The organism is Mesorhizobium sp. P2_D6, assembly GCF_056404315.1.
On record NZ_JBFUEG010000003.1, the window covers coordinates 546,210 to 570,957 of the forward strand.

Genomic DNA, 24,748 nt, shown 5'->3' on the forward strand with positions numbered 1-24,748 from the left:
GTTTGGTATCCCAAAATGGTATCCGCAGCAAGCGGACAGGACATGACATGCCGCAGGACAGTGCAGCGCAAGCGACCGACACGCCCTCCGCCTACAATGTGCATTGGCAGCGCAATCTGTTCGTGTGTTTTGCCGGATCGTTCAGCACGCTTGTGGCGATGACGCTGCTCTTGCCGTTCCTGCCGCTCTATGTCGAGCAGCTGGGCGCCGTGGGCCACGCAGCGATCGTGCAATGGTCGGGCATCGCTTTCGGCGCAACCTTCTTTGCCGCGGCCCTCGTCGCGCCGCTGTGGGGGCGGCTGGGCGACCGCTACGGCCGCAAGGTAATGCTGGTGCGCGCCAGTTTCGGCATGGCGATCTGCATGTCGCTGACCGGCATGGTGCAGACCGTCTGGCAGTTGGTGCTGCTGCGCCTGCTGATCGGTTTTGCCGGCGGCTATTCCTCGGGCTCGACCATACTGGTCGCCATGCAGACGCCAAAGGAGCGCTCCGGTTGGGCGCTTGGCGTGCTGTCGGCCGGCATCACCGCAGGCTGCCTGGTCGGCCCGCTGCTCGGCGGCGCGCTGCCGCCGCTGATCGGCATCCGCGCCACCTTCCTGATCGCCGGCGGCGTCATTTTCCTGGCGGCGCTGGCGACGACATTCCTGATCAAGGAGATGCCTCGCCCGACAGCGCTAGCCAAACCCAAGGAGAAGCCGAAGGGCGGCTGGGCGCAGATCCCTGACAAGCGGCCTGTCGCCGCCATGCTGGCAACCGGCATGCTGTTCACCTTCGCCAACATGTCGATCGAGCCGATCATCACCGTCTATGTCCAGCAACTGGTCGCGGACGCCAGTCGAGTGACACTGACCTCCGGCGTCGTCATGTCGGCGGCCGCACTCGGCGCCATCCTGTCGGCGTCACGACTGGGCAAGCTCGCCGACCGCATCGGCCACTGGAACGTCATCGTCGCATCGCTTGCCGTTTCGGCAATGCTGCTGATACCGCAAGCCTTCGTCACCGAAAGCTGGCAGCTTGTCGGCCTGCGTTTTCTCATGGGTCTGGTGCTGGGCGGTCTCTTGCCTTGCATCACCAGCGTCATCCGCCACAATGTTCCCGATGGCGTCGGCGGCAATGTGCTGGGCCTGGCGATCTCGGCGCAATATGTCGGCCAGGTCGCAGGTCCGCTGCTCGGCGGCTTCGTCGGCGGTCATTGCGGCATGCGCGCGGTGTTTCTCGGCACCTCCGTGCTGATGGCCGGCGGCGCTGTCTACAACTGGCTGGTCCAGTCACGCCGCACGCGTGACATGCTGGCGGTATCAGGCAAATCCTGACAGGTTGCGCCGCCTATCGCCAATCACAGGAGCCCGAGACATGAGCATCGCCGACCATCCGGCAACAGGCAGCGCCCGCATCCTCGTCTTCGCCGGCGGCCTGTGCGGCGCGGCGGGCGTGGCACTGTCGGCTGCGGCCGCGCATCTGGGCGGCGCTTTCGTCGGCACCGCCGCATCATTCCTGATCATGCACGCGCCGGTGTTTCTGGCCGTCGGCCTTGCCGGTGCAAACCGGATCCTGCGGATCGGCAGCCTGGTGCTACTCGTCGGGCTGGTGCTGTTCTGCGGCGATCTGCTGGCCCGGGATTTCGTGGGATCGCGGCTTTTCCCGATGTCGGCGCCGATCGGGGGCAGCTTGCTGATCGCCGGCTGGATGGCGATCGCGGCCTCGGCGCTGGTGCACCGGCGTTCCTGACGGGGCAAGAACCCTGCCCCATCAGAATTTCTCACACGAGGCTTAATCCTGCCGGCGTTCCGGCAGCAGGTCGCGCTTGCGCTTGGCAGGCTTGGTCAGCCGCTGCCGTTCCGGGCGCTCGGCAGCTGGCGAGATGCCCCAATAGTTGCGATAGATGTCTTCGAACAGATGCTTCACGGGATGCATGTTCGGTCTCCTCTTGAAGAATTTGAATCGATCCAATCAATCGGCATGAAAATACCGACCGATCAGCTGCGCTTGCGTTCCACGAGGAAATGCAGGTCGCGCTTCCACGGGCCAGTCCGGCCACGGCGCTTGCGGGTGGCGGTATCCGAGGCGATGCCCCAGTCATTGCCGTAGATGTCTTCGAACAGATAATTCATGGGATGCATGGCACCCTCCTCTTGAACCGATCCAATCGCATCGCAGTAAATTGCTTTGGATCGATTCAAATATAGACCCTCCTCCGCTTCCGATCAAGAGAAAATTTGAACCGATCCAACGAAAGTGTTAGATAGGCCCGGTTCAGGAGACGAAGATGACGGTATTGACCTCCGGGAAGACGAGACCAGTGCGGCTGGCCGACATTGCCAAGGCAGCCGGCGTCTCGCACGGCACGGCGTCCAATGTCTTCGCCCGACCCGAGATCGTGCGTGAAGAGGTGCGCGAGCGCGTCAAGGCGGCAGCGGAGGCAATGGGCTATGCCGGCCCCGACCCCAAGGGCCGGTTGCTGCGCGCCGGCAAGGTCAACGCTATCGGCGTCGCCACGGCGGAACCCTTGTCGTATTTCTTCGACGATCCGTTCGCCCGCGTCATGATGGCCAGCATCTCACAAGCCTGCGATGCGACCGGTGCGGGGATTTCACTGGTCTCCGCCGCCAACAACGAACAGCTCGCCTGGAACATCCAGAGCGCCCTTGTCGACGGCTTCATTGTGTTTTGCATCGAGGGCGGTTCACGGGCGGTCGAACTGGCGCGTGAGCGCAAACTGCCTTTCGTGGCGCTCGACCTCGATTCGGAGGATGAGACAGTCGCGGCGATCGGCATCGACAACATCGCCGGCGCCAGCCTTGCCGCGCGCCATCTGGCCGAGCTCGGCCATCGCCGCTTTGCCGTACTCGCCCTGGAATCTGCCGACGCCGGCTTTGGTCCTGTCACGCAAGAGCAGGTCGAGACGTCGGCACTCTATTCCGGCACGCGGGACCGTTTGCGCGGCTATTTCGCCGAACTCTCCCGCTTCGGCATCGACGTCTCGCAGGTGCCTATCTACGAAACCCTGAATGACGAAGAGACCGTGCGGGCCGGTCTCGAGCATATTTTCGCGCTGCCGGAAAAGCCGACGGCGATCCTGGCCATGTCGGACAGAATGGCGCTGCATGCGCTCGACTGGCTTCGCCAACATGACATCGCTGTACCGGGCGACGTGTCCGTCGTCGGCTTCGACGGTGTGCCGGAAGGTGCTGTTTCCAAGCCGCCGCTGACCACCGTCGCGCAACCGATCGCCGAGATGGGCCGCCTTGCCGTCAAGGCGATCCTAGACAATGACGGCTCGCACCAACGGCTGCTACTGCCGGTCGATCTTGTTGTGCGAGCTTCATCCGGCCCTTCGCCTGGCTAGATCAGCCCGGCTGAATTACCTGCTCAGCCTTGCCACCACGGGCGACATGCCGAAAGGCTGGCGAGCGGCCGGCGCTTCGGTGCGAACCGGTTTCTTGCCCGACCAGCCGATTGCGGACAGCCATTCGAGATAGAAGGCGAGCGCGAACTGCATGGCGATGCCGGCCGATATCAGCAGGGCGTCATAGGCGAAGCCGCCCGGATTGATCAGCCTCATCACCTGCGCCACCATGGCGATCACCGTGCCGGCAAGGAAGACCGGCAGCGACCGCTTGCCGAGCAGAGCGAGCGGATGGTCGCGGCTGACACGGAACAGGTTCGAGAAAGCCGGCACCGCGACGATCAGATAGCTCACCGCCAGAATGTGCAGCAACCGCGGCAGCGACAGGAAGGTCTTGTCGAAGCCGCCGATCACCACAGGCAGATCGAACCAGGTGATCTGGCCCCAGAGCGGGCTGTGCACCCAGACCAGCGCTGCCGCGACATAGGTCGCCGCTGCGCCCACCAGCCAGCGATTGACGGGAATCGTACCGCCGCGCCGGACATGCAGCATGCCGGCGAGACCAATGTTGAACAGGAACTGCCAGGACAGTGGGTTGAGGAACCAGAAGCCCGGCTCGGGATAGTTCGGCGGCGCGATCTGCCAGATGCCGGCGACGAGCCACAGCGCGCCAGAGAAAACAAGTGCCGGCAGCGGCCTGTAGCTGACGAAGAGCAGGAAGAGCGGCGCCATCAACAGCAGAGCCGCATAGACCGGCAGGATGTTGTTGTAGCCGAGCTGGTGGCCGAGCGTGACGATGCCGACCATCACCTCGGGCGTGTTCTTCATCAGCGGTTCGATGTTGATCAGTTTCAGCAGCTCAGGCCGGTGGGCGAACACCGCCGCCGCGCAGAACATCGCCATCACCACCATGGTGGTGACGATGTGGGCGGTGTAGAGGACGCCGGCGCGGCGCCACATCTTCAACGTCGCCAATAGCCGACCACCGGTCTGGAACTTGCTGCCATAGGCGAGCGCCACCGACATGCCGGAGATCAGCACAAAGGCTTCCGCCGCGTCCGAGAATCCGAAATTCTTGTAGGTCAGCGTTTCGAAGACGGTGCCCGGCACGTGGTCGATATAGATGGTCAACAGGGCGAGCGCGCGGAACACGTCAATGCGGGTGTCGCGTTCGGCGCGATCCGGCGGGAGTTGCATAGTCATCGACAAAAGGCCTCAAAGCGAGAGCAAGGGTGCTCGTGTTGTCATGCCGGGATGCGACCATCGGCGCACACCGCTTCGATTCCTCCCGCGGGAAGCATATCGGCGCAGAAACGGTCTGAAATGAGCCTGGTTCAATCACATTTCGCGGAGCGTGAAAATATTCCGTTTTGAAGCCGGCAAACGAACAAAACAATCACGAAATCAAAGAGATATGAGCGTGCCTGAATATACCGAAAAGCATGACGTTCTGCGCCAGGATCTGGCCTTCCCTTACCGGTTCCTCGAGCCGGCAAATGCAAGCGGCGAATGCCTGTTTTTGCTGCACGGATCGGGCGTCGACGAAACGACGATGCTGCCGATTGCGAGGCAGATCGCACCCGACGCCACGCTGGTCGCGGTGCGGGGCCGCATCCCCCAGGAGGACGGCTTCCGCTGGTTCGAGCGGATCAACCCGACCCGCTTCGAGCAGGTCAGCATCCGCGCCGAGACATCGGCCTTTGCCGCATTCGCAAGCGAGGCCGCAAAGCGCCATCGGCTCGATCTCACACGGGCTACATTCCTCGGCTATTCGAACGGGGCAAATCTGGTCTCCAGCCTGATGCTGCTGAACGCAGGCCTCGTCCGGAAAGCGGCGCTGCTGAGAGCGATGCCGGTGCTTGACGATGCGCCGTCAGCCGACCTCGGCGGAACGCGGGTCCTGATTATTGCCGGCGCCGCCGACGAGACCTACGGGCCGTTCGCGCCGGCGCTGGTGACGCTGCTCACCAAACGCGGCGCCGAGGTCGATGCCCGGATCGTCGCCTCAGGTCATGACATCGGCGAACCTGACGCCGCCATCGTCCGGCAATGGCTTGCTGCGCCGATTGCTGCATAGCAAATCATCACTACCGGGTCGTGCCGGCAATCGTGGCCATCCCTCCGAAAGTGGCCAGGATTGAGAGAGCTATCGACGTTCGCGACCGCGCCGCGATCTAGGCTAAGTAAGCCGGGAGCCCACTGGCCGCTGCCCGAGTAAAAAGCGCGGTGGACGAGCTTCTTTGGATCTATCTAGTGGAATGTGCTATGATTCTTGTCGTGAGCAAGAAGGCAAAGCAGAAAGCTGAACCACAGGCAGACCGCGAAATGGCGATCGAAGCCGCCTACTTTGCCCGCAAGTTCGGCCTCACCAAAGAGGAAGCGCTCAAAACCCTCCAAGAGGCCAGCGTCGTGAAACTGTTGCCTAGCAGAAATCTGGCAAAAACCTGATAAGGGCCGGCTTGGGCGCGACACGGTCTTGATGAGAATGCAAACCACGCTTCAGGCTTAGGCTTTGCGTCAGATCTGTATGGACGCTTCATCGCCCATAATCAGATTTTTGCGCCCGCTCCGCGTCAGCCGCCAAGGCGCGTGACAAAATAGGTGAGTGCCGAAATTGCCGCCGTGGCCGGCAAGGTGACAATCCACGCGATGACGATGTTGCCGGCAATGCCCCAGCGCACGGCCGAGACGCGGCGGGCAGCGCCGACGCCGATGATGGCTCCGGTGATCGTGTGGGTGGTAGACACGGGAACGCCGAGCCAAGTGGCCGCGAACAGAGTGATGGCGCCACCGGTTTCGGCGCAGAAGCCCTGCATCGGGTTCAGTCGGGTGATTTTCGAGCCCATTGTGTGAACGATGCGCCAGCCGCCGAGCAACGTGCCCAGAGCCAGCGCCGACTGACAGGTGAGGACGACCCATAGCGGCACGTAGAAATTGGCGCCGAGCATGCCTTGCGAATAGAGCAGTACGGCGATGATGCCCATGGTTTTCTGGGCGTCGTTGCCACCGTGCCCAAGCGAATAGAGCGAGGCGGAAAAGAACTGCATGACGCGGAAGGTGCTATCGACGGCGAACGGCGTCTGCCGCACGAACAGCCAGGAAACGATGAGAACCAGGATAAGCGCCAGCACAAAACCGGTCGCCGGCGACAGGACGATCGCGGCGATCGTCTTGCCGAGTCCGGTCCAGACGATGGCGCCAACGCCGGCCTTGGCAATGCCTGCGCCGACCAACCCGCCGATCAGCGCATGCGAGCTGCTCGATGGGATACCGGCAATCCAGGTGACAATGTTCCAGACGATAGCGCCGACAAGCGCCGAAAAGATCACCGCCGGCGTGACAATGGTGACGTCGACGATGCCTTTTCCCACGGTCTCGGCGACATGGAGGCCGAAGAACATGAAGGCGATGAAATTGAAGAAGGCCGCCCATAGCACCGCATACTGAGGCCTCAGCACGCGGGTGGAGACGATGGTGGCAATGGAGTTGGCGGCGTCATGCAGGCCATTGAGAAAATCGAAAAACAGCGCGACGGCGACAAGGCCGGCCAGCACGGGAAAGGCGATGGTGGCTTCCATTGCCTAAACGTTCTCGATGACGATGCCGCTGATCTCGTTGGCGACCTCCTCGAAGCGGTCGACCACTTTCTCCAGCTGGCCATAGATCTCGCTGCCGATCAGGTAGGCCATCGGATCGCTGCGGCCATGTCGCTTGAACAGGTCCTTCAACCCTTGCTCATGCAGATCGTCGGCGCGGCTTTCGACGCGCATGACTTCTTCTGCGATGGCGTTGAGGCGCACCGTGTGCGTGCCGACTTTGCTGAGCAGCGGGATCGCCTCGGCAACCAGCCTGGAAGCGGCAACGATGACGCCACCCATTTCCTGCATCAGCGGGTCGAATTCCTTCTTTTCGAACAGCTTCACCGTCTTGACGGTCTTGTGCATCATGTCGATGGCATCATCCATCGACTGAATAAGATCCTTGATGTCGCCGCGATCGAAGGGCGTGATGAAGGAGCGCCGCACCGCCAGCAGGACTTCGGCGGTGATGTGATCGGCCTCGTCCTCGAGATCGATGATTTCCTGGCACCAGCGCTCGATATCCTTGCCCTGGAGAAGCTGCTGCAGCGCCTCGGCGCCACCGACTACGGTACGGGAATGCCGTTCAAAAAGATCGAAGAAGCGATCTTCGCGCGGTAGCAGCTTGCGGAACCAGCCCAGCATCTCGATCTCCCGTCGCGCCCGTCCACACCCATCAACTCACATAACGCCCCATCGAGCCACTGAAAACAGTAAGCCGGCTGAAAGATGTGGATGCGGGGCGAATCGCAGATGCGGCTAGACGGCTCGAGGGCTGACCAGCCCGAAGCTGCAGGAACTCGCCTGGTCGAAACATGGCTTCCGCGGGCCGCTAGGCACCGTCGCCGCCGGAGCCGACGCGATCGCCGGCGTGCGGCCGGCCGAAATCGAGGCGGTGCTGCCGATGCCTTCGGCCGACGTCATGCTGTCGCTGCTCGCCCAGATGGAAGGCTGAGCCAGCGCCTACCCCTGCCCCATCCGGTTCCAGGCATCCAGCCCGGCAATCTTGTAGGCCTCTGCCAGCGTCGGGTAGTTGAAGGTGTTGTTGACGAAGAAGTCGACCGTGCCGCCGAGATTGATCACCGCCTGACCGATATGGATCAGTTCGGTGGCACCCTCGCCGACAATGTGGGCGCCGAGCAGGCGGCGGGTTTCGACCGAGAACAGCAGCTTCAGGAAGCCGGTGTTGACGCCCATAATGTGGCCGCGCGAGGTTTCGCGAAAACGCGCCACGCCGACCTCATAGGCAGCGCCGCTCTCGCGCACCTGTTCCTCCGACTGGCCGACGGTAGAGATTTCCGGCACCGCGTAAATGCCATAGGGGAAGGTTTCCGGCGGCGGCGGCAGCTGCACGCCAAAAGCATGGCAGGCGGCCACCCTGCCCTGCTCCATCGAAGTCGAGGCAAGGCTCGGAAAGCCGATGACGTCGCCAGTGGCATAGATGTTGGGCACGGCGGTCTGGAACGTCTGCGGATCGACCTTGATGCGGCCCCTGGAGTCGGCATCGATGCCGACCACGTCGAGGCCAAGGCTGCCGAGATTGCCGCTGCGGCCGGCGGCATAGAGCACGACCTCGGAGCGGATGGTGCGGCCGTCGGCCAGCGTCACTTCGGCATAGTCCGGCTTGGAGACGATTTCCTTGACCGTACTGCCGAGGCGAATGGTCATGCCGCGGTCGCGCATCTGGTGGATGAAGTCGTCGACGATCTCGCGGTCGACGAAATCGAGAATGGTGTTGCGCGGCTCGACCAGCGTCACCGGCACGTCGAGGGCCGAAAAGATGGTGGCATATTCGACGCCGATGACGCCGGCGCCGATGACCGTCAGCGTGCGCGGCAGGCGGTCGAGTTCCAGCATCTCGTCGCTGTCGAAGACGCGGACCTTGTCGAAGGGCACGTCGCGCGGCCGATGCGGCCTGGTGCCGACGGCGATCAGCGCATTGGCGAAGCCGACCTCCGAGTAGTCGCCATTGTCGGCGGTCAGGCTGATCTTGTTGGAACCGAGAAATTTCGCCGTGGCGCGTGCGCTCTTGACCGCATTGCGCATGAACTGGTGCTGCAGCACCTCGACCTCGTGGTCGAGCGTCTTGTGCAGGCGATCGACCAGATCGCCGATCGAAATATCCTGCTTGACCCGGTAGCCGCGGCCGTAAAAGCCGCGCTCGCGCCAGCCGGAGAGGTTCAGCACCGTCTCGCGCAGCGTCTTGGACGGGATGGTGCCGGTGTGCACCGAGACGCCGCCGAGGCGCCGGCCCCTGTCGACCACCAGCACCGATTTGCCGAGCTTGGCCGATTGTACCGCGGCGCGGCGCCCGGAAGGGCCGCTGCCGATGACCAGCATATCGTAGTCCATTTTCCCCGTCCCCTCGGCGTCTTGTTGCGCCGCAGCAAGCTAAACTGGGAAGAGTGTCATGTTCAACTGCCCAGAACGCAAACTCGTGCGGTTCGGCGCAACTGTGATGGATCTTCCGGCGTAATGTGAGAACTGCTCGAGAAAGCTTAACCCGACGGCAACGCTTGCGTGCAATGGTCCCTCTCGATGGGATCGCCGGGGTGACTGATTTGAGCATTTTCAAGAGTGAGACGCTGCATGGCGCAGAGGCGGGTCTCTGGTCCAGCCTGCGCGGCGGCGAAATCCTCGTCGATCTGCGCGAGGGACTGTTCCGTTTCATAGCCCTGGCTGTCGCCGCGCTCTTTGTCTATCGGGGCTTGCAGCATCTGGTCGTCGATCCGGCTCGCCTCAATCTGTTGCTGCTGATGATCTCCGACTCGTTGACTTTCATCTGGTTGCTGACGGCGCGGCGACCCTTGGTGCGCGACTGGAACCCCTTCACCGTCTTCATCGCTCTGGCAGCCGGTTTCGGCGCCGGCTTCGTCTCTATGGAGGCCGGCGTTCCAATCATCCCGCTCTATATCGCGGCGCCTATCCAGGTCATTGGGCTTTGCGTTGTCATCTGGGGCAAGGTGTCGCTTGGCCGCTCCTTCGCCATCCTGCCCGCCAACCGCGGCGTCGTGACCGGCGGCGCCTACCGGTTCGTGCGGCATCCAATCTATGCCGGCTATTTGATCGGACATATCCTGTTTCTGCTGTCGAGCTTCTCGATCTACAACTTCACTGTCTATGCCATCATCACGCTCTTTCAGATCCACCGCATCCTGCGCGAGGAAGCCATCCTGGCAAGGACGCAGGAATACCGCGAGTATATGGACAGGGTCCGCTACCGACTTTTCCGCGGCATCTTCTAGGAACGGTCAGCCGAACGCCGGAGTGTCCGTTTCTTGAATTCGCCGTCGCCCTCACCATTTGAAAGGGCGACAGACATTCCAGTTGGGATGCCATGGCGAGGACATGACATGAACGCGCGCGTACTTGACGGCGAAATCATCACCAGCAGGCTCGACGACGTCAGGGCCTATGACGGTGTGCGCACGCGGCGCATCCTCGCCTTCATTATCGACTATTGCATCGTGGCGCTGCTCACCATTCCGTTCGCGATCCTGGTGGCCGTGCTTGGCCTTTTGACCTTCGGTCTTGGCTGGGCGCTGTATTCTATCCTCGTGCCGGCGGTCGCCATTCTCTACATCTGGAACACGCTGGGCGGTCGCAACCAGGCCACTTCAGGCATGAGGATGATGGGCATCCGGCTCGATCGTCTCGACGGCAGCCGGGTCGACGGGCTCACCGCTGTTGTCCATTCGGTGCTGTTTTGGGCGAGCACTGTCATCCTGACGCCGCTCGTCCTCCTGGTGACGCTGTTTTCCGATCGCAAGCGCACGCTGCACGACCTGCTGCTTGGCACTGTTGTCAGCCGCAGCGACCATTGAACCGGCATTCAAACGACCCCAACAAGCATTTGTGCGCAAATTTGAAGGCGTTCGTTCAAGCGTGCCTTCACAATCCTGTTGAATTTTTCGCCGGCGAGGCCAAAGGTAGAGCGATTCGCAGGAGTGTTTCCAAGGTTCGATGACCCAGCATCCGACCCAGTCGCCGCAGTTCTTCCTGACCGCGCCATCGCCGTGCCCGTATCTTGAGGGCCAGTTCGAACGCAAGGTGTTTACGCATCTGGTCGGCGACAAGGCGCCGGAGATGAACGACCTGTTGACGCAAGGCGGCTTCCGGCGCTCGCAGAACATTGCCTACCGGCCGGCTTGCGAGACCTGCCGCGCCTGCGTCTCGGTGCGCATCCTGGCGCAGGAATTCACCGCCAGCCGCAACATGAAGCGGGTGATCCAGCGTAATTCCGATCTCATCGGCGCCATGCACGACGCGCAGCCGTCAACCGAGCAATATTCGCTGTTCCGCGGCTATCTCGACGCCCGCCACCGTCGCGGCGGCATGTCAGACATGACGGTGCTCGACTATGCCATGATGGTCGAGGACACCCATGTCGACACCAAGGTCATCGAGTACCGGCGCCGCGGCCCCGACACTTTCATCACCGGCAAGGGCCAGGGCGAGCTGATCGCCGTGGCGCTGACCGACAAGATGGCCGACGGCCTGTCGATGGTCTATTCCTACTTCAATCCTGAGTTCGAGGACCGTTCGCTTGGCACCTTCATGATCCTCGACCATATCGCCCGCGCCAGAGCCATGGGCCTGCCTCATGTCTATCTCGGCTACTGGGTCAACGGCTCGCGCAAGATGAACTATAAGATGCGCTTCATGCCGCAGGAGCATCTCGGCCCGAAGGGCTGGGAACGCTACGACCACGAAGCGGTCACGCGCTGATCTTTCTTCTTTCCCAAATCCGGGCCTGAACATTTTCAACGGGAACGATGCCGGTCTTTTCGCTGTTGGCGGAGAGTGCGCGATTGCGCCGACCGGTCATCCTGCCTCCCGTCCATTGCGAAAGTCATTGCATGTCATCTCACAACGCTCACACCAAAGGACTTCTGCTCACCGCGCTTGGCGGGTTGATGCTGACCGTCGACATCCCGCTTATCCGGCTTGCTCATGGCGAAGCGTGGACGATCCTTTTGCTGCGCACCGGCTGCACCTTCGTGGCGGCGCTGATCGTATGGGCCGTCTGGCGCTCGTTCAGCAAGAATGCGCCGCGCCTCATACCCGGCTGGTCAGGGCTGATTGTCGCCGTGATCTACGGGCTCGGCGCGGTCGCCTTCATCACCGGCGTCTACAACACCTCGACCGCCAATCTGGTTTTCATCCTGGCCTTCTCCACCATGTTTTCGGCGCTGCTGTCATGGCTCTTTTTGAACGAGCGACCGCGGCCGCTGACGCTTGCGGCGATGGCGTTGATGATCGTCGGCATCGCCATCATCGTCGGCGATTCCATCGGCACCGGACACCTGTTCGGCGACGTGATGGCGTTGTGTTCGGCCTTCGCGATTGCCTGCGCCATCACCATCTCGCGCGCCAGCGGCAAGGATATGGGTTTCACCGCGTTGACCGGTGTCCTCCTGCCTTTTGCGTTGGCGGTGTTCATGGTCTCCAGGACCGGTTTTCAAGTGGAGGCGCCATGGTGGATCATCCTCAACGGTGCCGTCGTCATGCCGTTCGCCTTCTTCTGCCTCGCTAACGGGCCGAAATACATTTCAGGTCCGGAAGTGGCGATGTTCTATCTCCTGGAAACCGTGCTGGCGCCGGTCTGGGTGTGGATGATCTTTGCCGAGACGCCGTCGCGCAACAGCCTGATCGGCGGCGCGATCCTGATCGTCACGCTGGTAGCGCATTCGCTGTGGCAATTGCATGAGGGGCGCAAGCGTCGGGCGGCGCTTACGGTCGCTTACCCTGGCTAGAGGCGCGATCAACGGGTCGCCGTATTTGAAAAAGGCTCTGCAACGATCTGGTATTCGTCCTCGTAAACGACATATCCCAGACGGGAACTCTTCATGACCTCGACATGATGCCCGTGCTGCGCAAGAAGTGCGGTGAGGTCAAAAGCCCTCGCCAAATGTTCCGTCGCAGTCGGCTTGAACCAGCTTAGTCCTTGGGTCGTCTGTTTCCGGTAAAAACCTTTCGACCTTGAGAGGTTGAAGCGTGGCGGGATCGCGAGGTTCTGCCGAAACCATGCAAGACTGTCTTCCAGCCGATCCAATGTGTGTTGATCCACATCCGTTTGGCCCCGCAACTCGTAGGCAGCGGCAAAAAAACCTTCGCGCGCCTGCGTTCCCTTAATGATTCTTGGCCGAACAAATCGCAAGAACATGCGTAGGATACTCCCCAAACGAGACGTCAGGTTAGCCGCGTTTTGATCCTGCAGATTATGCCCTGGCCTTTTTCTCGGCGACAATCTCGATCTGCGGCGGGCCGCCTTCGAGCTCGGCCACGGGATCGGGAACGGTGTCCTCGGCCAGTTCCACCTCGCGCAGCCATTCGCGCCAGATCGCCACCAAGAGCGCCATCAGCACGGGGCCGATGAACAGGCCGAGAAAGCCCATGGTCTTGACGCCGCCGATCAGGCCGAAAAAGGTCGGCAGGAAAGGCAATTTGATCGGCCCGCCGACCAGTTTCGGGCGCAAGGTCTTGTCGACGATGAAGAGTTCGACCGCGCCCCAGATGAACAGCGCCAACCCCGCCATCGGCGAGCCACTGGCGGCGAGGTAGATCGACACCAGGGTGAAGGAGAGCGGGGCGCCGCCCGGAATCAGCGCCATCACGCCGGTGAGTGCGCCGAGCGTCACCGGCGATGGCACGCCGGCCAGCCAGTAGGCGACGCCCAGCACCAGCCCCTCGCCGATGGCGATCACGGTCATGCCGGTGACGGTGGACGAGATGGTTGCCGGCACGACTCGCGAAATCCGCTCCCAGCGCGTCGGCAGGATGCGTTCGCCGAGACGGTCGATCTGGGCGGCGAACTGCTCGCCGTCGCGGTAGGCGAAGAACAGGGCGATCATCATAAACAGCAGTGTCAAAAGCAGGCCGAAGGCGCTGCCACCAGCCGCCAGCACGCCGCGATAGATGCTGCCTATATTGGCGCCGCTGACCAGCTGGATGAGCTCGCCAATGCCGCCGGGGTGGCCGAAATTGTCGACCCACTGTTCGTTCAGCCACTCGCCGATCACCGGCAGCGTCGTGATCCAGTGCGGTGTGACGGCGCCATGCCGGTTGGTCTCGATCGCCCAGCCGACCCATTCGCGGACCTCGTTGATGGCATAGGTGCCGGCGAGCGCGATCGGCACCACCAGGAAGGTGAGGATGAACAGGATGGCAAAGGTCGCGGCAATCGTGCGGTTGCCGCCGACGCCGGCAAGCAGCCGGCGATAGAGCGGCCAACTGGCGAAGGCGATGACAAGCGCTGCCAGCACCGGAAACAGGAAGCCGTGAAAGAAATAGACGCCGGCGGCGACGATCAGCACCAACAGCCAGCGCGCCGCCGATAGCGGTGGAATGACGGCGGCCCTCAACGGCGTCGACAGGCCGAACAGGCGCTGCTGACGCTCCGGCTTCTGGATCTTCGTTTCCTTCAAACGCCCATCTCTCCCCGGCCTACCAAGCGTTTATGCACTGTTATAGTGCCGCAATCGTGACGATAGTCCAAATGGTTGGGAATCTCCCCCCTCGAGGGGGAGATGGCCGGCAGGCCAGAGGGGGTCGCCTCGCGTGAAGCGCTAGCCTTGTTCGGTCCCAAATAGGAGGTCGCGTCCAGTCGAACCGACCCCCTCTGTCGCCTCCGGCGACATCTCCCCCTCAAGGGGGAAATTAGCTACCCAAACTTCCCCGTCCGCGGAAATCCCTTCGGCACCATCCGTCCCGCCGATGCTCTTGCGCCGACCCACTCAGCCAGTTCCTCGCGCGATCTGGTGAAGGTGCGGTCGGCCGAATCCTGCCATGACAGGCCGCTCGTCAGCGTGAAGGGTTTCAGGTCGAGCAGACCGCCATCCTTGTATTTCTGCAGGCGAACGCCTTTGCCACGGCCCATTTCGGGGATTTCGGACAGAGCGAAGACCAGCATCTTGCGGTTCTCGCCGACAATGGCGAGGTGATCGCCTGAAAGCGGGACACAGGCCTTGGCCTCGTCGGGCGCCTTGACGTTCATCACCTGCTTGCCCTTGCGGGTGTTGGCGATGACCTCTTCCTCCGGCACGATGAAGCCGTTGGCATCATAGGAGACGAGCAGCAGCTTGCGCTTGGGGTCGTGGACGAAGGCGGTGACGATGTCCTGGTCGTTGTCCATGTCGACGATGATGCGGATCGGTTCGCCATGACCGCGGCCGCCCGGAAGCCGGTCGGCGCCGATGGTGTAGAATTTGCCGCCGGTGGTGAAGACCAGGATCTTGTCGGTGGTCTGGGCATGGAAGGCGCGCTTGAGGCTGTCGCCCTCCTTGAAGGTCAAGGTCGAATGGTCGGCCAGATGGCCTTTCATGGCCCGCAGCCAGCCCTTTTCCGAGACCACCACGGTGACCGGCTCGCGCTCGATCATGGCATGGGCAATGTCAGTCAAATCGTGTTCCGGCGCGTCGGCGAACTGGGTGCGGCGCTTGCCGAGTTCGGTCTCGGGGCCGAACTTGTCGCGGATGCTGGCGACTTCCCACTTGATCGTCGACCATTGCTTGGCATTCGACGCCAGCAGCGCCTCGATCTGCTTCTTCTCGGTGGTGAGGCCGTCGAACTCCTTGCGGATCTCGAACTCTTCCAGCTTGCGCAGAGCGCGCAGCCGCATGTTGAGGATGGCTTCGGCCTGGGTGTCGGTGAGCGACCAGCGGGCCATCATCACCTGCTTGGGCTCGTCCTCCTCGCGGATGATCTTGATCACCTCGTCGATGTTGAGGTAGGCGATCAGGTAGCCGGCGAGGATCTCGAGGCGCCTTTCGATCTCGCCCAGGCGATGCTTCGAGCGGCGGATCAGCACATCGCGCCGGTGCTCCAGCCACTCCTGCAGCACGCCTTTCAGCGACAGCACGTTGGGCACCTTGCCGCGCGACAGCACGTTCATGTTGAGCGGGAACCGGCTTTCGAGCTCGGTCAGTTTGAACAGCGATTCCATCAGGATGCCGGGATCGACCGAACGGCTCTTCGGCACCAGCACGACGCGGATGTCCTCGGCGCTTTCGTCCCTGATATCTTCGAGCAACGGCAATTTGCGCGCGATCAGAAGCTCTGCGACCTTCTCGATCAACCGCGCCTTCTGCACGCCATAGGGGATTTCGGTGACGACGATGCTCCAGGTGCCCCTGCCCTGGTCTTCCTGGCCCCATTTGGCCCGGACGCGGAAACCGCCGCGGCCCGTCTCGTAGGCTTCGAGGATCGAGGCGCGGCTGTCGACGATGATGCCTCCGGTCGGGAAATCCGGACCCTGGACGAAGTCCATCAGCTTCGCCACCGGCGCGCTCGGATCCTCGATCAGGTGCAGGGCCGCATCGCAAAGCTCGGCGGCATTGTGCGGCGGGATCGAGGTGGCCATGCCGACCGCAATGCCGGACGAACCATTGGCGAGCAGGTTCGGGAAGGCGCCGGGCAGCACGACCGGCTCCTCGTCCTCCTCATTATAGGTCTGCCGATAGTCGACCGCGTCCTCGGTGATGCCGGAAAGCAGTTCCGTCGCCACGTCGGTCATGCGCGCTTCGGTGTAGCGCATGGCGGCGGCGTTATCGCCGTCGATATTGCCGAAATTGCCCTGCCCGTCGACCAGCGGATAGCGCATGGAAAAGTCCTGCGCCAGGCGCACCAGCGCGTCGTAGATCGACTGGTCGCCGTGCGGGTGGAACTTGCCCATCACCTCGCCGACGATGCGGGCGCATTTGGCAAAGCCCTGGTCGGGGTTGAGCCTGAGCAGCCGCATGGCGTGCATGATGCGGCGATGCACGGGCTTCAGCCCGTCGCGCACATCCGGCAGCGCCCGATGCATGATGGTCGACAGCGCATAGGCGAGATAACGCTCTTCCAGCGCCTTCTTCAGATCGACCGGTTCGATATGGTCACCGCCGCCATCTTCAGGCGGCAAAAGCCTTTTTCCCATGCGGGTGGACTAGCCGAGCGGGTGATTCGCGGCAAGGCGGAGCTGCGGAAATCCGCAATTTGCAGCCCCCGGGCTGTGAAAGGCGGCTCAGTATCCGATGACGGGTGTGACGGACTTCATGTTCCAGCTTGCCGTCCCTGTGCAACAGCACCGGTAGCAGTGCTGTTGCCAACCAACATCAATCTGTTACACGCCCTCTCTAAGGCAGGAGACGGTATTCAGGGGAGCCCGACCTTCATGACATATTCACCGCGTCGAGCGAAGGCTCCCGCTCCGGTTGGCCTTTCGCCGTGATTTTCGACAAATCTGCGGGAGAGCGCCTTTTTCCCGTCCAGTTCGTCACGGAATGGTGATGGCGCAGAACTCAAGAAAACACTTTTCAGGACTCTCTCAGGGAACTCGCGATGACAATCCAACGCTCGACACTCAAGAAACTCGCTTTTTCGACCTTCTTGCTGACTCTGCCGCTCAATGCCGCCTTTGCGCAGGACGCGGCGGTTGCCGACCGGCTGAAGGCCGCACTTGCCGTCCAGGGCGTCGATATCACCTGGACCGGGGTTACCGGCGACAATTCCAGCATGGTGCTGCAGGGCGTGTCGGTCAAACCGGCGGCCGAAAAGGAAGCGCTGCCGATCGGCGACGTCAAGCTTGAAGGCGTGACCGAGGCCAATGGTGGCTTTGATGTCGCGACCATCACGACTTCGGCCTTCGAGCACAGCAAGGACGGTGTAACGCTCAACCTCACTCCCTTCGTGATTCATGACGCCAACATCCCGGCCGAGGGCGCTACGGGCCCGCTCGGCTCGATGATGATCTACAAGTCGGCCGAACTCCAAAACCTGACGGTCAAGGTTGCCGACAAGACCGCCTTCTCGGTGGATGGCGTTGCTGTCCAGATCACGCCCCCGGCCGACGGCAAGGCGATGGAATTTTCCGCAACCACGGAAAAGTTCAACGCCGACCTGACCCTGGTTGACGATGCAAAGTCCAAGGAAGCAATCAACGCCTTGGGCTACCAGAACATATCGGGCAACATCGAAATCGGCGGCACCTGGCAGCCGAGCGACGGCAAGATGGACCTGTCGAAATACGACATCTCGGTCGAAAATGCCGGCACGCTCGGCATGACCTTCGGCCTCGGCGGCTACACGGTCGACTTCGTCAAGTCGATGCAGGAGATGCAGAAGAAGATGGCGGCGCAGCCCGAAGGGGCCGACAACTCGGCGCAAGGCATGGCGTTGCTCGGCCTGTTGCAGCAGCTTTCCTTCAACGGCGCCTCGGTCCGCTTCGACGACGATTCGCTGACCGGCAAGGTGCTTGAGTATGTCGGCAAGCAGCAGGGCATGTCGGGCAAGGACATCGCCAACCAGGCCAAGGCGATCGTGCCGTTCGGCATGGCGCAGCTCAACAATCCCGAATTGACAGCCGAAGTGACGGCCGCTGTGAGCAAATACCTCGACGACCCGAAGAGCCTGGAGATTTCGGCCGAGCCGCCGGCAGCGGTGCCGTTCGCGCTGATCATGGCGGGCGCGATGTCCAACCCGCTCGACCTGCCGAAGACGCTCGGCGTCCATGTGACGGCCAACGAAGACTGATCGAGCGAAACGCTCAATAGCAAAAAGCCCGGCAGCGATGCCGGGCTTTTTTGTTGGATTGTCTATCCGAAAGAATCGGTTCCGGCGGTTTGTTAAAGAACCGCGGGAACTTCGCGATCAGGCGTCCTTCTTCACCGCCGCGACGCGCAGAGAGAGCTCGCGCAGCTGCTGGGGACTGGCTTCCGAAGGTGCGTTCATCAACAGGTCGTAGGCCTGCTGGTTCATCGGGAACATGGTGATCTCGCGCAGGTTCTTGGCGCCCACCAGAAGCATGACGACACGGTCGACGCCGGCCGCCATGCCGCCATGCGGCGGGGCGCCATACTGGAAGGCGCGATAGAGGCCGCCGAAGCGCTCCTCGACCGTGGCGCGATCCAGCCCGACCGTCTCGAACGCCTTGACCATGGTTTCGGGCAGATGGTTGCGGATACCGCCCGAGGCGATCTCGAAACCGTTGCAGACCATGTCGTACTGGAAGGCCTTGATGCCGAGCAGGTCGTCGCCACCGAGCGCCTCGATACCGCCCTGGGGCATCGAGAACGGATTGTGGGCGAAATCGATCTTCTTCTCCTCCTCGTTCCATTCGAAGAACGGGAAGTCGACGATCCAGCACAGCTCGAAGCGCTCGCGGTCGACGAGGTTCAGCTCCTCGCCGGCGCGCGTGCGCGCGGCACCCGCGAAGGTAACGAACTTCTTCGGATCGCCGGCGACGAAGAAGGCGGCGTCGCCATCGGCAAGGCCAAGCTGCTGACGGATCGCCTCGGTGCGCTCCTCACCAATGTTCTTGGCCAGTGGACCGGCGCCTTCAAGCTTGTCGCCTTCCTTGCGCCAGAAGATGTAACCCAGCCCCGGCTGGCCCTCACCTTGCGCCCAAGAGTTCATGCGGTCGCAAAAGGCGCGGCTGCCGCCGGTCTTTGCCGGAATGCCCCACACTTCGGCCTTTGGATCGTTGGCCAGGATGTTGGCGAAAACCTTGAAGCCAGAGTCGCGGAAATGATCGGAGACGGCCTGCATCTCGATCGGGTTGCGCAGGTCCGGCTTGTCGGAACCGTATTTGCGCATCGCGACGTCATAGGGAATGCGCTGGAATTTCTGCGTCACCGGCTTGCCGTTGGCGAAGGTCTCGAAGACGCCCCGCATTACCGGTTCCATGGTCGACAGCACGTCGTCCTGCTCGACGAAGCTCATTTCGAGGTCGAGCTGGTAGAATTCGCCGGGTAGCCGGTCGGCGCGCGGATCCTCGTCGCGGAAGCAGGGCGCGATCTGGAAATAGCGGTCGAAGCCGGAGACCATGATCAGCTGCTTGTACTGCTGCGGCGCCTGCGGCAGCGCGTAGAAGGTGCCGGGATGGATGCGCGACGGCACCAGGAAGTCGCGTGCGCCTTCCGGCGAAGAGGCCGTCAGGATCGGCGTCGAGAATTCGGTGAAGCCGACATCGGTCATGCGCTTGCGCATCTCGGCGATGATCTTGGTGCGCGCCACGATGTTCCTGTGCAGCGTCTCGCGGCGCAGGTCGAGGAAGCGGTATTTCAGGCGGATATCCTCGGGATAGTCCGGCTCGCCGAACACCGGCAGCGGCAATTCCTTGGCCGCCGACAGCACTTCGATCTCGCGGGCAAAAATTTCGATCTCGCCGGTCGGCAAATTGGCATTTGTGGTGTCCGGCAGGCGCGCCTTCACCTCGCCGTCGACACGGATCACCCATTCGCCGCGCACCGTCTCGGCGACCTTGAAGGCGGGCGAATCCGGATCGGCGACAATCTGGGTCAGGCCGTAGTGGTCGCGCAGGTCGATGAACAGCAGGCCGCCATGGTCGCGCACTCGATGCACCCAGCCCGACAGGCGAACTGAAGAGCCGACGTCGCTCTTTCTCAACTGGGCACAGGTGTGGCTGCGGTAACGATGCATGGTCATGTCAAAAGTCCGGGGTGCTGGGTTGTGGCCCGAGCATCAAAGCCCGGTCCAAAATTTGCGCGAAAAGCGCATGGGAGGCCGGATTTGTCAAGGCAAGCCGGGTTTGGGTCGTCTCTCTAACCGATCGTCAGCGTCGAAGTCTTTGCCAGGCTTGGCGGATTGCCGTCAGAAGTGTTTCTCGCGACAGTGCAGTCCTTGAGCAATCTGGAGATGCTTCATGCCAAAACGCACAGTCCCGCCGGGTGTCGGGCCACATAATGGCCGCGAGTTGGAACTGATGCTTCAAGGCGACAAACCAATGGCCCTATTCGGGGCCGAACCGGGTATGGACGCCGAAGATGTTGGTGACACGGGCTTTGGACCGTTTGTCGAAGAAGGCCGCATCCTGAAGTTCACCCACATTGATCCAAAAACGTCCGTGGAAGATCGCCGCTACTGCCTGCCGACAGAAGAATGGCGCTGCAAACTGAGCTTGTTGATCTCCAGAATGTGCCGCAGCGGAGAGGCCTTTGACATCTTCACATCGAATGATCTGGCGAGGCTTGAAGGCACTCTTCTTGGCTACTCGAAGGAAGATATTGAAGCGTTCATCGTACACGCTGCGTCGATGAAAGCGCCGAATTCCAGCACGGTTTGAACGATTGCTTTTAAGCCGGCAGCGGGCGAAGCGTTGGCGAGGGCTCACGAAGCTTGAACGGCCGTCGACCTTTGTAGGGCACGCACCTGTTGGCGGCGGGATAAGCCGCTGGCAATGGTCGCACTGATGGTTCAGAACTGTGGAATCACCTAGATGAGTATGACGTTGAATCGTCATACTCATCTAGCTCTTTGTCGAAGCATGATCTTTTTCCGAAAACCGGTTCCCACTTTTCGGGATCATGCTCTAAGCATCGGTTCCGCATGTCTTCCATCCGCCCGCTGATCCCTCTCCTCATCGCCGCCGGCATTCTGCTTGGCGGCAACGGGCTGCAGGGTACGCTGATTGCGCTGCGCGGCGCGCAGGAAGGGTTTTCCGCCTCCGACATCGGCCTGATGGGCACGTTCTATTTCGCAGGCTTTCTGTTGGGATGCCTCGCCGTCACCCGCATCCTGAAGGCGGTCGGCCATGTCCGGACGTTTTCGGCGCTCGCCGCCACCGCCTCGGCCGGCACGCTGCTTCTGGTGCTGGTGATCGATCCGGTGATGTGGTGCGCGGTGCGCTTTGCCGGCGGCTTCTGCTTTGCCGGCCTGTTCACCGTCATGGAAGCCTGGCTGAATTCCGGCGTCGAAAACAAGGATCGTGCGCGGGTGCTGGCGATCTACCGCATGGTCGATATCGGCTCGGTTACCGGCGCGCAGTTCCTGATCCCGATCTTCGGCCCCGGCGGCTTTGCGATCTTCGCCATCATGTCGATGATGATCACGCTGTCGCTGGTGCCGGTGTCGCTTGGCGACCGTTCCAACCCGACGCCTCCGGAAGACGTCAAGCTCGACCTCGCCCGCGTCTGGCGGATCTCGCCGCTCGGCTGCTTCGGCTGCATCTGCGTCGGCGTCACCAACAGCGCCTTCCGCACGCTGTCGCCGGTCTATGCCGAGCAGATCGGCATGTCGGTGGCCGATGTCGTCACCTTCGTCAGCGTCGGCATCTTTGGCGGCGCCCTTATCCAGTATCCGCTGGGCTATCTCTCCGACCGCTGGGACCGGCGCGCGGTGCTGTTGGTAACCACATGCGGCGCCCTGCTGGCGGCGCTGGCGCTGGCCTTCGTCGCCGGCGCCAATCCGACCCTCAACCTGGTCATCGTCTTCATCTTCGGCAGCTTCGCCATGCCGCTCTATTCGTTGTCGGCGGCGCATTCCAACGACCGCGCCGACAAGGGCGAGTTCGTGCTGATCAACGCCGCTTTGATGCTGTTCTATTCGTTCGGCGCCATTGGCGGCCCCTTCGCGGCGTCGACGGTGATGCAGTATTTCGGACCGGGCGCCCTGTTTGTATTCAGTGCTGCGGTCTATGCTACCCTCATCGCCGTCATCCTCTACCGCATGCAGGTGCGTGGCAGCGTGCCGGCGGGCAAGCGCAGCCGCTTCACGGCGCTGCTGCGCACATCGACTGTCTTCGCGCGGCTGGCGCGCAGGAATGGCGATTCCGACGGATCGACGGATACTTGACCGAAGGGCGGCTTGACGAAAGCGCCCACGGCTGAAATTGAAAGAGAACCTTACCCGTACTAAAAAGCGATTTGATGCACGTCATCACCACCCAAAATGAGCTCGAGTCCGTTCTCGCCGCTTTTGAAAAGTCGGATTTCGTCACCGTCGACACCGAATTCATCCGCGAAACGACGTTCTGGCCGATCCTGTGCCTGATCCAGATGGCGGCGCCCGGCGTCACCGCGCTGATCGATCCGCTGTCGCCCGATATCAACCTCGCCCCGTTCTTCCGGCTGATGGCCAACGAGGCGGTGGTCAAGGTTTTTCACGCCGCGCGCCAGGACATCGAAATCATCGTCCATCTCGGCGATCTGGTGCCGCATCCGGTGTTCGACACCCAGGTCGCGGCCATGGTCTGCGGCTTCGGCGACAGCGTCTCCTACGACCAGCTGGTGCAGCGCATCACCGGCGCCCGGCTCGACAAATCATCGCGTTTCACCGACTGGCGCCACCGGCCGCTATCCGACAAGCAGCTCGACTATGCGCTAGCCGACGTTACTCATCTGATCGATGTCTACAAGCATCTCAGCGCCGAACTGGAGCGGGAAAACCGCGCCCATTGGCTGAACGAGGAAATGGAGGTGCTGACCTCGCGCGAGACCTACGATCCGCACCCCGAGGATGCCTGGAAGCGGTTGAAGATGCGGCTGCGCAAGCCGCAGGAGCTGGCGATCGTGCAGACGGTGGCGGCATGGCGCGAGCGCGAGGCGCGCGAGCGAGACGTGCCGCGCGGCAGGGTGCTCAAGGATGACGCCATATACGAGGTCGCCCAGCAGGCGCCGCGCGATGCGGCCGCGTTGAGCAAGCTGCGCACCACGCCGAAAGGCTGGGAACGGTCATCGACGGCAACCGCATTGCTCGGCGCGGTCAACACGGCGCTTGCTCTGCCCCGGGAAGAGATGCCGAAGCTGCCCAAGAGCTTTCAGCCTCCCGAGGGTTCGAGCGCGGCTGCAGAGCTGCTGAAAGTGCTGTTGCGAATCGTAGCCGAGAAGGAAGGCGTCGCCTCGAAAGTGCTGGCGTCCAGCGACGACATCGACCGCATCGCTGCCGAAGGCGAAGCCGCCGACGTGCCGGCGCTGCAGGGATGGCGGCGCGCCGTGTTCGGCGAGGCTGCATTGAAGCTGGTGCGCGGCGAAATCGGCATCAAGTTCGACAAGCGCAAGATCGCGGTGTTCGATCTGTAACCTTCTTTGAGCCCTATACGGCTCCGAGCAGGTGCAGCGCGAACCAGATCCATGCCAGCAAGAGAATGATCGCGCCCACGTAGAAGGCGCGGCTGCGAAACCGCAGATTGTTGCTGGTCAGGTGAACCCAGGCATGGGCATAGCGGGAAATCACGAAAACCCACGTCAAGGCCAGGGTCAGGTAATTGACGCCATTGGTCGCGTGCAACGCCAGGCACAGCACGTAGAAAAGCACCGGCAGTTCGAACTGGTTGATGAGATTGTTGGCGACTGTGACGCTGGACGCAGGCTCGGTCGTGCGTATCTTGTATTGACCGACCTTGGCCTCGCCCGATTTGACCGCACCATAGCGGCGCCGGCCCATCACCACATAGACGATATAGACCAACAGCACCTGCGCCAACATCGGCCAGAAGATTGCTGTCTGGCTCATGGCGTTGCCCCTGCCTGGTCGTTCATGCCTGTGGACGCCGCTGGCTGGCGACGATGAAGGCCGCAACGACGGCGACAGGTATCGCCAGAAGTACGAATTTGGTGACGATCAGCGACGAGGCGAAGGACAACGAATCCGGATTGGCCGACAGCGCATCGGACAAAAGCCGCGCCACCGCAATGTTCTGGGCATAGTCGGCGCAGGTGTAGGGCAGTACGACAACCAGCGCCAACAGCGACTGAACCTGTACCGGCAGGGTGCGAAAGAGCTTCAGCCGCCGCCCTGTGGCAAGGATCAGGCTGACCATGGTCAGTGACAGCAGCGCCGGGAACAGAAGGTCGAAGGTCAAATAGTGCCAGACGAGGATGATCTCGCTGCCGCGCCGGCCGAGTGCCGTCAGCCAGGCCATACCCTCATCCGGCGTGAACCCTTCAAAGCGCACATCGAGCGACGGCAGGCCGCCGCTCAACTGGCGGAAATAGAAGAATTCCAGCAGCGTCATGGCGATGAAAACCGCCCCGGAGGCAAAACACAGCGCGCCCGCATGGCGCGCCAGCCGCAGCACGATCGCCGCCTGATTGCGCCAGAGCACGTT

At 62.1% G+C, this 24,748-nt stretch carries 25 protein-coding genes and 1 pseudogene; 14 read left to right on the forward strand and 12 right to left on the reverse strand.

Annotated features, from left to right (window positions below; genetic code table 11):
• The first annotated feature begins 47 nt into the window (after positions 1-47).
• Both AC1D1L_RS09165 and AC1D1L_RS09170 read left to right on the forward strand, forming a co-directional pair.
• The gene (locus tag AC1D1L_RS09165; protein WP_477340601.1) at positions 48-1,313 is read left to right on the forward strand and encodes an MFS transporter; all 1,266 of its coding nucleotides are present in this window, start codon (positions 48-50) and stop codon (positions 1,311-1,313) included.
• A gap of 40 nt (positions 1,314-1,353) precedes the next feature.
• The gene (locus AC1D1L_RS09170; RefSeq protein WP_477340603.1) at positions 1,354-1,728 is read left to right on the forward strand and encodes a DUF423 domain-containing protein; all 375 of its coding nucleotides are present in this window, start codon (positions 1,354-1,356) and stop codon (positions 1,726-1,728) included.
• A 42-nt stretch (positions 1,729-1,770) separates the two neighbouring features.
• On the opposite strand, the gene AC1D1L_RS09175 is transcribed toward AC1D1L_RS09170, so the two are convergent.
• Positions 1,771-1,914 carry a hypothetical protein gene (locus tag AC1D1L_RS09175; protein ID WP_185970435.1) on the reverse strand — a complete coding sequence of 48 codons (144 nt, stop codon included), beginning with the start codon at positions 1,912-1,914 and terminating at the stop codon, positions 1,771-1,773.
• Positions 1,915-1,976: 62 nt separating this feature from the next.
• On the reverse strand, positions 1,977-2,120 hold the full coding sequence (locus AC1D1L_RS09180) for a hypothetical protein (protein WP_477340605.1): 144 nt from the start codon (positions 2,118-2,120) through the stop codon (positions 1,977-1,979).
• Positions 2,121-2,266: 146 nt separating this feature from the next.
• On the opposite strand from AC1D1L_RS09180, the gene AC1D1L_RS09185 reads away from it, so the two are divergent.
• Positions 2,267-3,346: a LacI family DNA-binding transcriptional regulator gene (locus tag AC1D1L_RS09185; protein WP_477340607.1), complete on the forward strand. Its 1,080-nt coding sequence runs from the start codon at positions 2,267-2,269 to the stop codon at positions 3,344-3,346.
• A gap of 15 nt (positions 3,347-3,361) precedes the next feature.
• On the opposite strand, the gene AC1D1L_RS09190 is transcribed toward AC1D1L_RS09185, so the two are convergent.
• Positions 3,362-4,549, reverse strand: coding sequence for an OpgC family protein (locus AC1D1L_RS09190; RefSeq protein WP_477340609.1), 1,188 nt, complete (start codon positions 4,547-4,549; stop codon positions 3,362-3,364).
• 217 nt (positions 4,550-4,766) lie between these two features.
• Between AC1D1L_RS09190 and AC1D1L_RS09195 the strand changes: the two genes are divergently transcribed.
• Both AC1D1L_RS09195 and AC1D1L_RS09200 read left to right on the forward strand, forming a co-directional pair.
• The gene (locus tag AC1D1L_RS09195) at positions 4,767-5,423 is read left to right on the forward strand and encodes an alpha/beta hydrolase (protein WP_477340611.1); all 657 of its coding nucleotides are present in this window, start codon (positions 4,767-4,769) and stop codon (positions 5,421-5,423) included.
• Between the two features lie 200 nt (positions 5,424-5,623).
• Positions 5,624-5,794: a hypothetical protein gene (locus AC1D1L_RS09200; RefSeq protein ID WP_477340613.1), complete on the forward strand. Its 171-nt coding sequence runs from the start codon at positions 5,624-5,626 to the stop codon at positions 5,792-5,794.
• Positions 5,795-5,919: 125 nt separating this feature from the next.
• Here AC1D1L_RS09200 and AC1D1L_RS09205 read toward each other — a convergent pair whose 3' ends face one another.
• Together AC1D1L_RS09205 and AC1D1L_RS09210 are read right to left on the reverse strand one after the other, a co-directional pair.
• Positions 5,920-6,924, reverse strand: a complete 1,005-nt coding sequence (locus AC1D1L_RS09205) for an inorganic phosphate transporter (protein WP_352589417.1) — start codon at positions 6,922-6,924, stop codon at positions 5,920-5,922.
• A gap of 3 nt (positions 6,925-6,927) precedes the next feature.
• Complete coding sequence (locus AC1D1L_RS09210; protein WP_477340615.1) at positions 6,928-7,569, reverse strand: DUF47 family protein; 642 nt, start codon at positions 7,567-7,569, stop codon at positions 6,928-6,930.
• Between the two features lie 130 nt (positions 7,570-7,699).
• Between AC1D1L_RS09210 and AC1D1L_RS09215 the strand changes: the two are divergent.
• A pseudogene (locus AC1D1L_RS09215) lies at positions 7,700-7,879 on the forward strand (hypothetical protein); the annotation flags it as partial.
• Positions 7,880-7,887: 8 nt separating this feature from the next.
• On the opposite strand, the gene sthA reads toward AC1D1L_RS09215, so the two are convergent.
• The gene (gene sthA, locus AC1D1L_RS09220) at positions 7,888-9,276 is read right to left on the reverse strand and encodes a Si-specific NAD(P)(+) transhydrogenase (protein ID WP_352560476.1); all 1,389 of its coding nucleotides are present in this window, start codon (positions 9,274-9,276) and stop codon (positions 7,888-7,890) included.
• Positions 9,277-9,476: 200 nt separating this feature from the next.
• On the opposite strand from sthA, the gene AC1D1L_RS09225 reads away from it, so the two are divergent.
• The 4 genes from AC1D1L_RS09225 to AC1D1L_RS09240 all read left to right on the forward strand — a co-directional run bounded on the left by AC1D1L_RS09225 (position 9,477) and on the right by AC1D1L_RS09240 (position 12,680).
• Positions 9,477-10,169, forward strand: coding sequence for a methyltransferase family protein (locus AC1D1L_RS09225; RefSeq protein ID WP_477340617.1), 693 nt, complete (start codon positions 9,477-9,479; stop codon positions 10,167-10,169).
• 108 nt (positions 10,170-10,277) lie between these two features.
• On the forward strand, positions 10,278-10,748 hold the full coding sequence (locus tag AC1D1L_RS09230; RefSeq protein ID WP_477340619.1) for an RDD family protein: 471 nt from the start codon (positions 10,278-10,280) through the stop codon (positions 10,746-10,748).
• A gap of 139 nt (positions 10,749-10,887) precedes the next feature.
• On the forward strand, positions 10,888-11,652 hold the full coding sequence (locus AC1D1L_RS09235; RefSeq protein WP_192253163.1) for an arginyltransferase: 765 nt from the start codon (positions 10,888-10,890) through the stop codon (positions 11,650-11,652).
• 131 nt (positions 11,653-11,783) lie between these two features.
• Positions 11,784-12,680 carry a DMT family transporter gene (locus AC1D1L_RS09240; protein WP_477340621.1) on the forward strand — a complete coding sequence of 299 codons (897 nt, stop codon included), beginning with the start codon at positions 11,784-11,786 and terminating at the stop codon, positions 12,678-12,680.
• Positions 12,681-12,688: 8 nt separating this feature from the next.
• Here AC1D1L_RS09240 and AC1D1L_RS09245 read toward each other — a convergent pair whose 3' ends face one another.
• The 3 genes from AC1D1L_RS09245 to parC form a co-directional block, all read right to left on the reverse strand.
• On the reverse strand, positions 12,689-13,090 hold the full coding sequence (locus AC1D1L_RS09245; RefSeq protein WP_477340622.1) for a hypothetical protein: 402 nt from the start codon (positions 13,088-13,090) through the stop codon (positions 12,689-12,691).
• 55 nt (positions 13,091-13,145) lie between these two features.
• Complete coding sequence (locus AC1D1L_RS09250; protein ID WP_477340624.1) at positions 13,146-14,351, reverse strand: AI-2E family transporter; 1,206 nt, start codon at positions 14,349-14,351, stop codon at positions 13,146-13,148.
• Between the two features lie 236 nt (positions 14,352-14,587).
• Positions 14,588-16,840, reverse strand: a complete 2,253-nt coding sequence (parC, locus tag AC1D1L_RS09255) for a DNA topoisomerase IV subunit A (RefSeq protein ID WP_477340626.1) — start codon at positions 16,838-16,840, stop codon at positions 14,588-14,590.
• A 404-nt stretch (positions 16,841-17,244) separates the two neighbouring features.
• On the opposite strand from parC, the gene AC1D1L_RS09260 reads away from it, so the two are divergent.
• On the forward strand, positions 17,245-18,435 hold the full coding sequence (locus AC1D1L_RS09260; RefSeq protein ID WP_477340628.1) for a hypothetical protein: 1,191 nt from the start codon (positions 17,245-17,247) through the stop codon (positions 18,433-18,435).
• Between the two features lie 117 nt (positions 18,436-18,552).
• Here AC1D1L_RS09260 and aspS read toward each other — a convergent pair whose 3' ends face one another.
• Complete coding sequence (gene aspS / locus AC1D1L_RS09265; protein ID WP_477340771.1) at positions 18,553-20,343, reverse strand: aspartate--tRNA ligase; 1,791 nt, start codon at positions 20,341-20,343, stop codon at positions 18,553-18,555.
• Positions 20,344-20,566: 223 nt separating this feature from the next.
• Between aspS and AC1D1L_RS09270 the strand changes: the two genes are divergently transcribed.
• The 3 genes from AC1D1L_RS09270 to rnd all read left to right on the forward strand — a co-directional run bounded on the left by AC1D1L_RS09270 (position 20,567) and on the right by rnd (position 23,720).
• Complete coding sequence (locus AC1D1L_RS09270) at positions 20,567-20,986, forward strand: hemin receptor (RefSeq protein WP_477340630.1); 420 nt, start codon at positions 20,567-20,569, stop codon at positions 20,984-20,986.
• A 263-nt stretch (positions 20,987-21,249) separates the two neighbouring features.
• Positions 21,250-22,494, forward strand: coding sequence for an MFS transporter (locus AC1D1L_RS09275; RefSeq protein WP_477340632.1), 1,245 nt, complete (start codon positions 21,250-21,252; stop codon positions 22,492-22,494).
• A 74-nt stretch (positions 22,495-22,568) separates the two neighbouring features.
• Entirely contained in the window at positions 22,569-23,720 is a 1,152-nt protein-coding gene (rnd, locus tag AC1D1L_RS09280; RefSeq protein ID WP_112563616.1) for a ribonuclease D, read from the forward strand.
• A gap of 13 nt (positions 23,721-23,733) precedes the next feature.
• On the opposite strand, the gene AC1D1L_RS09285 is transcribed toward rnd, so the two are convergent.
• Positions 23,734-24,153 (reverse strand): MAPEG family protein, encoded by a 420-nt coding sequence (locus AC1D1L_RS09285; RefSeq protein WP_477340633.1) that lies wholly within the window; start codon positions 24,151-24,153, stop codon positions 23,734-23,736.
• 22 nt (positions 24,154-24,175) lie between these two features.
• Positions 24,176-24,721: a hypothetical protein gene (locus AC1D1L_RS09290; RefSeq protein ID WP_477340773.1), complete on the reverse strand. Its 546-nt coding sequence runs from the start codon at positions 24,719-24,721 to the stop codon at positions 24,176-24,178.
• Positions 24,722-24,748: the final 27 nt, after the last annotated feature.

Coding starts and splice junctions, on each gene's coding strand:
- AC1D1L_RS09165 (WP_477340601.1), top strand. CDS start 48: ATGCCGCAGGACAGTGCAGCGCAAGCGACCGACACGCCCTCCGCCTAC.
- AC1D1L_RS09170 (WP_477340603.1), top strand. CDS start 1,354: ATGAGCATCGCCGACCATCCGGCAACAGGCAGCGCCCGCATCCTCGTC.
- AC1D1L_RS09175 (WP_185970435.1), bottom strand. CDS start 1,914: ATGCATCCCGTGAAGCATCTGTTCGAAGACATCTATCGCAACTATTGG.
- AC1D1L_RS09180 (WP_477340605.1), bottom strand. CDS start 2,120: ATGCATCCCATGAATTATCTGTTCGAAGACATCTACGGCAATGACTGG.
- AC1D1L_RS09185 (WP_477340607.1), top strand. CDS start 2,267: ATGACGGTATTGACCTCCGGGAAGACGAGACCAGTGCGGCTGGCCGAC.
- AC1D1L_RS09190 (WP_477340609.1), bottom strand. CDS start 4,549: ATGACTATGCAACTCCCGCCGGATCGCGCCGAACGCGACACCCGCATT.
- AC1D1L_RS09205 (WP_352589417.1), bottom strand. CDS start 6,924: ATGGAAGCCACCATCGCCTTTCCCGTGCTGGCCGGCCTTGTCGCCGTC.
- AC1D1L_RS09210 (WP_477340615.1), bottom strand. CDS start 7,569: ATGCTGGGCTGGTTCCGCAAGCTGCTACCGCGCGAAGATCGCTTCTTC.
- sthA (WP_352560476.1), bottom strand. CDS start 9,276: ATGGACTACGATATGCTGGTCATCGGCAGCGGCCCTTCCGGGCGCCGC.
- AC1D1L_RS09230 (WP_477340619.1), top strand. CDS start 10,278: ATGAACGCGCGCGTACTTGACGGCGAAATCATCACCAGCAGGCTCGAC.
- AC1D1L_RS09235 (WP_192253163.1), top strand. CDS start 10,888: ATGACCCAGCATCCGACCCAGTCGCCGCAGTTCTTCCTGACCGCGCCA.
- AC1D1L_RS09240 (WP_477340621.1), top strand. CDS start 11,784: ATGTCATCTCACAACGCTCACACCAAAGGACTTCTGCTCACCGCGCTT.
- AC1D1L_RS09245 (WP_477340622.1), bottom strand. CDS start 13,090: ATGTTCTTGCGATTTGTTCGGCCAAGAATCATTAAGGGAACGCAGGCG.
- parC (WP_477340626.1), bottom strand. CDS start 16,840: ATGGGAAAAAGGCTTTTGCCGCCTGAAGATGGCGGCGGTGACCATATC.
- AC1D1L_RS09260 (WP_477340628.1), top strand. CDS start 17,245: ATGACAATCCAACGCTCGACACTCAAGAAACTCGCTTTTTCGACCTTC.
- aspS (WP_477340771.1), bottom strand. CDS start 20,343: ATGCATCGTTACCGCAGCCACACCTGTGCCCAGTTGAGAAAGAGCGAC.
- AC1D1L_RS09270 (WP_477340630.1), top strand. CDS start 20,567: ATGCCAAAACGCACAGTCCCGCCGGGTGTCGGGCCACATAATGGCCGC.
- AC1D1L_RS09275 (WP_477340632.1), top strand. CDS start 21,250: ATGTCTTCCATCCGCCCGCTGATCCCTCTCCTCATCGCCGCCGGCATT.
- rnd (WP_112563616.1), top strand. CDS start 22,569: ATGCACGTCATCACCACCCAAAATGAGCTCGAGTCCGTTCTCGCCGCT.
- AC1D1L_RS09285 (WP_477340633.1), bottom strand. CDS start 24,153: ATGAGCCAGACAGCAATCTTCTGGCCGATGTTGGCGCAGGTGCTGTTG.